The sequence below is a fragment of the Pseudonocardia sp. genome, from assembly GCF_025965585.1.
Classification (GTDB): domain Bacteria; phylum Actinomycetota; class Actinomycetes; order Mycobacteriales; family Pseudonocardiaceae; genus Pseudonocardia.
Window position 1 is genome coordinate 1 of record NZ_JAOPWR010000423.1, and the last position, 7955, is coordinate 7955.

The 7955-nt window shown below is 73.2% G+C and carries 10 protein-coding genes; 7 read left to right on the top strand and 3 right to left on the bottom strand.

What is annotated here, in order from left to right:
* Nucleotides 1–8 precede the first annotated feature (8 nt).
* The 4 genes from JWR81_RS25940 to tsaD all read left to right on the top strand — a co-directional run bounded on the left by JWR81_RS25940 (nt 9) and on the right by tsaD (nt 2598).
* Nucleotides 9–179 carry an HAD hydrolase-like protein gene (locus JWR81_RS25940; protein ID WP_297658542.1) on the top strand — a complete coding sequence of 57 codons (171 nt, stop codon included), beginning with the start codon at nt 9–11 and terminating at the stop codon, nt 177–179.
* A 247-nt stretch (nt 180–426) separates the two neighbouring features.
* Nucleotides 427–1089: a tRNA (adenosine(37)-N6)-threonylcarbamoyltransferase complex dimerization subunit type 1 TsaB gene (gene tsaB / locus JWR81_RS25945; RefSeq protein WP_297658528.1), complete on the top strand. Its 663-nt coding sequence runs from the start codon at nt 427–429 to the stop codon at nt 1087–1089.
* Nucleotides 1086–1547, top strand: coding sequence for a ribosomal protein S18-alanine N-acetyltransferase (gene rimI, locus JWR81_RS25950; RefSeq protein WP_297658530.1), 462 nt, complete (start codon nt 1086–1088; stop codon nt 1545–1547). Before tsaB ends, rimI begins: the two co-directional genes overlap by 4 nt.
* A gap of 4 nt (nt 1548–1551) precedes the next feature.
* Complete coding sequence (tsaD, locus tag JWR81_RS25955; protein ID WP_297658544.1) at nt 1552–2598, top strand: tRNA (adenosine(37)-N6)-threonylcarbamoyltransferase complex transferase subunit TsaD; 1047 nt, start codon at nt 1552–1554, stop codon at nt 2596–2598.
* A gap of 105 nt (nt 2599–2703) precedes the next feature.
* Here tsaD and JWR81_RS25960 read toward each other — a convergent pair whose 3' ends face one another.
* Both JWR81_RS25960 and JWR81_RS25965 read right to left on the bottom strand, forming a co-directional pair.
* The gene (locus JWR81_RS25960) at nt 2704–3636 is read right to left on the bottom strand and encodes an aldo/keto reductase (RefSeq protein ID WP_297658532.1); all 933 of its coding nucleotides are present in this window, start codon (nt 3634–3636) and stop codon (nt 2704–2706) included.
* A 27-nt stretch (nt 3637–3663) separates the two neighbouring features.
* On the bottom strand, nt 3664–4440 hold the full coding sequence (locus JWR81_RS25965; RefSeq protein WP_297658534.1) for a sulfite exporter TauE/SafE family protein: 777 nt from the start codon (nt 4438–4440) through the stop codon (nt 3664–3666).
* A gap of 410 nt (nt 4441–4850) precedes the next feature.
* Between JWR81_RS25965 and groES the strand changes: the two genes are divergently transcribed.
* Complete coding sequence (gene groES / locus JWR81_RS25970) at nt 4851–5141, top strand: co-chaperone GroES (protein WP_297658536.1); 291 nt, start codon at nt 4851–4853, stop codon at nt 5139–5141.
* A gap of 97 nt (nt 5142–5238) precedes the next feature.
* On the top strand, nt 5239–6861 hold the full coding sequence (gene groL, locus JWR81_RS25975) for a chaperonin GroEL (protein WP_297658538.1): 1623 nt from the start codon (nt 5239–5241) through the stop codon (nt 6859–6861).
* A gap of 111 nt (nt 6862–6972) precedes the next feature.
* Here the strand turns inward: groL and JWR81_RS25980 are convergent, their stop codons facing one another.
* Nucleotides 6973–7296, bottom strand: a complete 324-nt coding sequence (locus JWR81_RS25980; protein WP_297658546.1) for a WhiB family transcriptional regulator — start codon at nt 7294–7296, stop codon at nt 6973–6975.
* A gap of 157 nt (nt 7297–7453) precedes the next feature.
* On the opposite strand from JWR81_RS25980, the gene JWR81_RS25985 reads away from it, so the two are divergent.
* Nucleotides 7454–7955, top strand: a 502-nt coding sequence (locus tag JWR81_RS25985) for a MerR family transcriptional regulator (protein WP_297658540.1), incomplete at its 3' end; no start/stop codon positions are given.

A 7955-nucleotide genomic window follows, 5' to 3' on the forward strand; every position in this document is an offset into this window, starting at 1 on the left:
GCGTGTACGTGGGCGACCGTCCCTACGACGACATCAGCGGCGCCAAGGGCGCGGGCATGCGGGCGGTGCTCGTGCCGCACTCCGACATCCCCGCCGTGCAGCAGGTGCCGGTGGACGTGCATCCCGACGGAGTGATCCAGCGCCTCTCCGACCTGCCGGAGCTGATCGCGGGCTGGTAGCGGGCGGCATCTGTCGAGCAGCCCGACCGAGCCGTACCCGTCCAGAGTGTCGCCGTCGTCGCCGAACAGCCCTGCCTCGACCGGGGTGCGGTGGCGCTCCCGGACCGGGGCGACGGCGTCGGAGAGCTCGATCTGCGGGTACTTCTTCCGGTTCGTCATGACGACACGATCGGTCGCCGCCCCGACAGGAACGGGCGGGCGACCGGTGTCGGAGGCGAGTTGTCCACAGGCGGATAGGCTCGTGGGCATGCTCGTGCTGGCCCTGGACACCGCGACGCCCGCGGTCACCGCCGGCGTCGTCGAGCTGACCGCCACCGCCGTCGTCCCGCGCTCGGTGCGGGTCGCGCACGACGCCCGCAAGCACGCGGAGTTGCTCATGCCCGGGGTCCTCGCCGCGTGCGCCGATGCCGGGGTGGCCCTGCGCGACGTCGACGCCGTCGTCACCGGCACCGGTCCCGGCCCGTTCACCGGGCTGCGGGTCGGCATGGTCACCGCCGCCGCGCTCGGTGACGCGCTGGGCATCCCCGTCCACGGCGTATGCACGCTCGACGCGATCGCCGCCGACGCCGCAACCGGCGAGCCGCTGCTCGTCGTCACCGACGCCCGCCGCCGCGAGGTGTACTGGGCGGCCTACGACGCCGCGGGCCGCCGCACGGAGGGCCCGCACGTGGACGCGCCCTCCGTCCTCGGGGACACCGTCGCGGACGCGGACGCGGTCGCGGTGGCCGGGGGCATGACGGCCGCCGTGGACCTGCCCGCCGTCGGCCCGGAGTCGCCCACGCCCGCCGGGCTGGTCGCGGTGGCGGCGGACGCGCTGCGCGCCGGCGTCGAGCCGGGCCCGCTGGAGCCGCTCTACCTGCGCCGGCCCGACGCCGTCGAGCCCGGGGCGCGTAAGCAGGTGACGGCGTGATCCCCACGGCCTCGATCGACGCCCTCATCGTGGCCGACGCACCCCGCTGCGCCGAGCTGGAGCGCATCCTGTTCCCCGGCGACGACCCGTGGAGCGCCCAGGCGTTCCGTGACGAGCTCCGCTACGGCCACCATTACCTCGCCGCGCGCGAGGACGGAAAGCTCGTCGGCTACGCAGGTCTCGCGATCGTCGCCTCCCCGCCGCACGCGGAGGCCGAGGTGCACACCATCGGCGTCGACCCCGTCTACCAGCAGCGCGGCATCGGCCGGGCGCTGCTCCTCGGGCTGCTGGCGGTGGCGGACGACGCGCACGCCACCGTGTTCCTGGAGGTCCGCACCGACAACGCCGCGGCGCGGGCGCTCTACGAGTCGGAGGGGTTCAGCGTGGTGGGCCTGCGCAAGCGCTACTACCGCCCCAGCGGCGCCGACGCCCACACCATGCGCAGGCACGCCCAGTGAACGGATCAGGCGAGTGATCGTCCTCGGTATCGAGACCTCCTGCGACGAGACGGGCGTCGGGATCGTCCGCACCGACGGTGCGACCTCCGAGCTGCTGGCCAACGAGGTCGCGTCCAGCGTCGAGGAGCACGCGCGGTTCGGCGGGGTCGTACCCGAGGTGGCGTCCCGGGCGCACCTGCAGGCGATGGTCCCGGCGGTGCACCGTGCGCTCGGCACGGCCGGCGTCACCGCCCGCGACGTGGACGCGGTCGCCGTCACCGCCGGCCCCGGGCTGACCGGTGCGCTGCTCGTAGGCGTGGCCGCGGCCAAGGCCTACGCCGCCGCCTGGGACGTGCCGCTCTACGGCGTCAACCACCTGGCCGCGCACGTCGCCGTCGACACCCTGCAGCACGGCCCGCTGCCCCCGTGCCTGGCGCTGCTGGTCTCGGGCGGGCACTCCAGCCTGCTCGACGTGCCCGACCTCGCCGGCCCCGTCACGCCGCTCGGCGCCACGATCGACGACGCCGCGGGCGAGGCGTTCGACAAGGTCGCGCGGCTGTTGGGGCTGCCGTTCCCGGGTGGCCCACACGTCGACCGGGTGGCCCGCGAGGGAGACCCGAAGGCGGTCGCGTTCCCGCGCGGGCTCACCGGCCCCCGCGACGCCCGCTTCGACTTCTCCTTCTCCGGGCTCAAGACGGCCGTCGCGCGGCACGTCGAGGCGCTGGAGCGGGCGGGCACCCCGGTGCCGGTGGCCGACGTCGCCGCGAGCTTCCAGGAGGCCGTGGTCGACGTCCTCACCGCCAAGGCCGTGCGCGCGGCCCGCGAGCGGGGGATGGAGACGCTGCTGCTCGGCGGTGGGGTCGCGGCCAACTCCCGGCTCCGCGCGCTGGCGCAGGAGCGCTGCGAGGCCGCGGGCATCGTGTTGCGCGTCCCGCGTCCGGGGCTGTGTACCGACAACGGCGCGATGGTGGCCGCCCTGGGTGCGCACCTGCTGGCCGGCGGGGCGACCCCGTCCTCGCTGGACCTCCCGGCGAACTCCTCGATGCCGGTCACCGAGGTGCTGGTCGACTGACCTGGCTCCGGCCGCCGATCAAGGCCCCGATGTCGTTCATGGATCCACGGGCGACATCAGCGCCGTGATCGCGGCATGTTCGGCCGGGTGCTGCCGCCGTCCGTCTCAGCCGCTCGCGGCCGTCAGCGCCGCCAGCTCGTCCGAGGTCAGCTCGAGCCCGAGCACCGGCAGCAGCCCGTCGAGCTGCTCGGACGTGCGCGCGCTCGCGATGGGCGAGGCCACCGTCGGCTGCTCGGCGAGCCAGGCCAGCGCCACGGCGCCGAGCGGAGCGCCCCGGTCGGCGGAGATGCGGTCCAGCACCGCCAGCACCCGCTCGCCGCGCTCGTCCAGGTAGGCGCGGGCGCCCTCGGCCCGCACGCTCTCGACATCGGCGGCAGCGCCCGTGCGGTACTTGCCGGTGAGGAAGCCCTTCGCCAGGCCGTAGTACGGCACGCAGGCGATGCCCGTCTCCGCGAGCAGCGGCGCGAGTGTGTTCTCGAACTCGCTGCGTTCCATGAGGTTGTAGTGCGGCTGCAGCGCGACGTACGACGCGAGGCCGGCCTTCGCGGAGACCTCCAGCGCCGAGCTCAGCCGCCCGGCCGAGAAGTTCGACGCACCGAGCTCGCGCACCTTGCCCGCGCGCACCAGGGCGTCGAATGCCTCGGCGGTCTCGTCCTGCCCGGTCTCGGGGTCGTCCTTGTGGGCCCAGTACAGGTCGATCCGGTCGGTGCGCAGCCGGCGCAGCGAGTCCTCGCAGGCCGCGGCGATGTTCGCTGCCGACAGGCCCGGACGGGTGGGCAGCGAGCCCACCTTCGTGGCGACGACCACGTCGTCGCGGTTGCCGCGGGACGCCATCCACTCGCCGATGATCGTCTCGGACTCGCCGCCGGAGTTGCCGGGCGCCCGCCACATGTAGGAGTCGGCGGTGTCGAGGAAGTTCCCGCCCGCGGCGGCGTAGCCGTCGAGGATCGCGAACGAGGTGTCGCGGTCCGCGGTCCAGCCGAACACGTTGGCGCCCAGGCAGAGCCGTGAGACGTCGAGGTCGCCGATCTTCGCCATGAACCAAACCTACGCGCGGGACCCGACCTACGCGGGGCGGAGCAGGTTCACGATCGCGACGAGTCCCACGACGACGATGACGCCGCGCAGGACGGGCTGGGGGAGTTTGCGCCCGATCCGGGCCCCCAGCAGGCCGCCCGCGGTCGACCCGACCGCGATCAGCCCCACGACGCGCCAGTCCACCTGGCTCGCCGCGATCACCAGGAACGTCACGGCGGCCACGGTGTTGACGGCGGTGGTGAGCCCGTTCTTCAGCGCGTTGAGGCGCTGCAGCGACTCCGACATCAGCACCCCGAGCGCCCCGACGAGCAGGATGCCCTGGGCGCCCCCGAAGTAGCCGCCGTAGATGCCGGTCAGGGCCGTCGCGAGCATCGTGGCGGGCCGCGCGTCGGGCCCGGTGGCCCGTCCGCGCCGCTCGCGTCGGCGGGTCAGCGCCCGCTGGATCAACGGCTGCGCGGCCACCAGCACGATCGCGATCCCGATCAGCACCGGCACGACCGCCCGGAACGCCGACGCCGGCGCGGCGAGCAGCAGCACCGCGCCGATGACGCCGCCGAGCACCGACATCGACCCGAGCACCAGCAGCCGGCGCCGCTGATCGGCGAGCTCGCGGCGGTAGCCCCACACGCTCGCCAAGCCACCGGGGACGAGCCCGATGTTGTTGGAGATGTTCGCGGTCACCGGCGGGATCCCGAACGCCAGCAGCGTGGGGAACGTGATGAGCGATCCCGAGCCGACCGCCGCGTTGATGGTCCCGGCGGCCGCGCCGGCGAGGAGGATCAGCGCGCCCTCGAGCAGGTCCATCCCTGCACCTTCCTCCGCGGGCTGGGGGCGCGGCGTATGGCCTGCGCCACTACCCACGAGCCGGGGTGGCCGTCCCACGCGTCGGAGGGTGGTCGGTGGCGAGCCGCGGCCGCGGCACCACGCCGTCGGGTGCCGGTTCCCCGGGCGCTCCGCAGGGTCGGTCCCGCTTTCGGGCGGAACACGGCTTCGAGGCGCGTCCGGGAGAACCGCGGACCGTCCCGTCCTGCGTCCGGGCTCGTCAGGAAAGGTGCGGGGCGCCGTTGAGGAGTTGGCACTCTCGTGGGTAGAGTGCCAGACGCATGGCCCGGACCGGACGCTCCGGCACCCGCGACGACGGTGCGCCCGAGGGCTGTGCAACCCCAAGAACACGTCAGAGCAGCGCACGTACCCCAGGAAGGGGAGGTCATCAAGTGGCGAACCTCAAGCCGCTCGAGGACAAGATCGTTGTCCAGGCGAGCGAGGCGGAGACCACCACCGCGTCCGGCATCGTCATCCCGGACACCGCCAAGGAGAAGCCCCAGGAGGGCAAGGTCCTGGCCGTGGGCCCGGGTCGCTTCGATGACAAGGGCAACCGCGTCCCGATGGACGTCTCGGTCGGCGATGTCGTCATCTACTCGAAGTACGGCGGCACCGAGGTGAAGTACAACGGCGAGGAGTACCTCATCCTCTCCGCGCGCGACGTCCTCGCGATCGTCAACTGACTCACCCCAGCTGTAGTAGCCGCCGCCCCGGTGGTCCGTCGACCAAACGGGCCCCGGGGCGGCGGCATGTCTGTTCGTACCCCTGAGAGAGGCACAGATGCCGAAGCAGATCAGCTTCGACGAGGAGACTCGTCGCGCACTGGAGCGCGGGGTGAACCAGCTGGCCGACGCGGTCAAGGTGACCCTCGGCCCGCGCGGCCGCCACGTCGTGTTGGACAAGAAGTTCGGTGGGCCGACCGTCACCAACGACGGCGTCACCATCGCGCGTGAGATCGACCTCGAGGACCCCTTCGAGAACCTCGGCGCCCAGCTCGCCAAGACCGTCGCCACGAAGACCAACGACGTCGCGGGCGACGGCACCACCACCGCCACGGTGCTGGCGCAGGCCATGGTGGCCGCCGGGCTGCGCAACGTCGCCGCAGGTGCCAACCCGATGGCACTGGGCATCGGCATCTCCAAGGCCGCGGACAAGGTGGCGGAGGTGCTCAAGGAGAAGGCCATCCCGGTCAACGACAAGGAGCACATCGCCCAGGTCGGCACGATCGCCTCCCGCGAGGAGGAGATCGGCAACCTGATCAGCGAGGCCCTCAAGGCCGTCGGCAAGGACGGCGTGATCACGATCGAGGAGGGTTCGACGCTCTCCACCGACCTGGAGATCACCGAGGGCCTGCAGTTCGACAAGGGCTACCTCTCCCCGTACTTCGTGACCGACGCGGAGTCGATGGAGGCGGTGCTCGAGAACGCCTACGTCCTGCTGCACCGCGACAAGATCGGCGCCATCGCCGATCTGCTGCCGCTGCTGGAGAAGGTGCTCGCCGACGGCAGGCCGCTGCTGATCATCGCCGAGGACCTCGAGGGCGAGGCCCTGTCCACCCTGGTGGTCAACTCGATCCGCAAGACCATCCGGGTCGCCGCGGTCAAGTCGCCGTTCTTCGGCGACCGCCGCAAGGCGTTCATGGACGACCTCGCCATCGCCACCGGCGGCACGGTCATCAACCCGGAGGTCGGGCTCAAGCTGTCCGAGGCCGGGCTGGACCTGCTGGGCTCGGTCCGCCGTGCCGTGGTCACCAAGGACGCCACCACCCTCGTCGAGGGCGGCGGCTCCAAGGAGGCCATCGAGGCCCGCGTCGCGCAGCTGCGCCGCGAGATCGAGGAGGCCGACTCCGACTGGGACCGCGAGAAGCTGCAGGAGCGGCTGGCGAAGCTGTCCGGCGGCGTCGCGGTCATCAAGGTCGGTGCCGCCACCGAGACCGCGCTCAAGGAGCGCAAGCACCGCATCGAGGACGCGGTGGCGGCCACCCGCGCCGCGGTCGAGGAGGGCATCGTGCCCGGCGGCGGTTCGGCACTCGTGCAGGCGGCCAAGGCGCTGGAGGACGGCCTCGGCCTCTCCGGCGACGAGGCCACCGGCGTGTCGGTCGTCCGCAAGGCACTGTCCGCGCCGCTGTTCTGGATCGCCGCCAACGGCGGTCTCGAGGGCGCGGTCGTGGTCGGCAAGGTGTCGGAGATGGAGTGGGGCAGCGGGTTCAACGCCGCCACCCTGACCTACGGCGACCTCGTCGCCGACGGTGTCATCGACCCCGTCAAGGTCACCCGGTCCGCGGTGGTCAACGCCGCGTCGATCGCGCGCATGGTGCTCACCACCGAGAGCGCGGTCGTCGACAAGCCGGAGGACGCCCCGCCGGCCCCCGCCGGTGGCCACGGCCACGGGCACGGCCACTGACACATCAGTACCGCACGGCGAAGGCGGGCCGCCCTGACGGGTCGGCCCGCCTTCGGTGTTCACGGGTCCGGCGCGGTGTCCTCCGCTCAGGACCCGGGTCCGTGGGGAGCGTCAGATCCGCGGGACCATCGTGGGACGTCCCTGCACCCGCAGCGTGCGGTCGCGGTCGCGGATGATGTCGTCGCGCTCCGACTCCGAGAGCCCGCCCCAGACACCGTAGGGCTCGTGCGCCGAGAGCGCGTGCCTGCGGCACTGCTCCAGCACGGCGCAGCCGTTGCACACGTGCTTCGCCTTCGCCTCGCGGCTGGCTCTCGCGGGCCCCCGCTCTCCCTCGGGGTGGAAGAAGAAGGCGCTGTCCATACCTCGGCACGCGCCCTGCATCTGCCAGTCGTAGATATCCGTGACCGGGACCGGAAGTCTCCGAGTGTCCGCCACGATCATCACCCCACCCTTGTTCGCCTCCGTCTTGTACGTCGGCGGGTTACCCCACCATAGAACCGCGCCAAACCTTGTTCAAGGAACGAGTCGTGAAACACTTGCGGCGTGGGCGCGCCAGGTTGCCCACGGTGGTTCCGCCCCGCACGATGGGACGATGCAGCCCGACCCGAGCGCGGTCCCGCCCGGCCCGCCTCCGCCCGGGCCGCCCGCCACCGATCCGGCCCGCGTGCAGGAGCCGCGGCTCAGCGTCGCCGCGGCCGCGCGCAGGCTGGGCATCGCCCCGGCGACGCTCCGCACCTGGGACCGCCGCTACGGCATCGGCCCCACCGACCACGCCCCGGGCAGGCACCGCCGCTACTCGCCGGACGACCTGGCGCGCCTCGAGCTGATGCAGCACGCGCTGGTCCGTGGTGCCGGGCCCGCCGAGGCGGCCGCGCACGCCCTCGCGGCTGTGCTGCCCGGGCCGGGTCGTCATCGGTCCGCCGGGGCCCCCGTGTCCGGTACCCCCGCGGTGACCGCGATGTGGGAGCTGGCCGCACCCGCCGCGCCCATGCATGACGGTTCCGCCGTCGCCCCGGCGGCGGGCGGTCTCGTCGTCGCCGGCGAGGCGTCCGGCCGCGTCCGGGTCGGAGGTCAGACGCTGCGGCTGCCCGGGG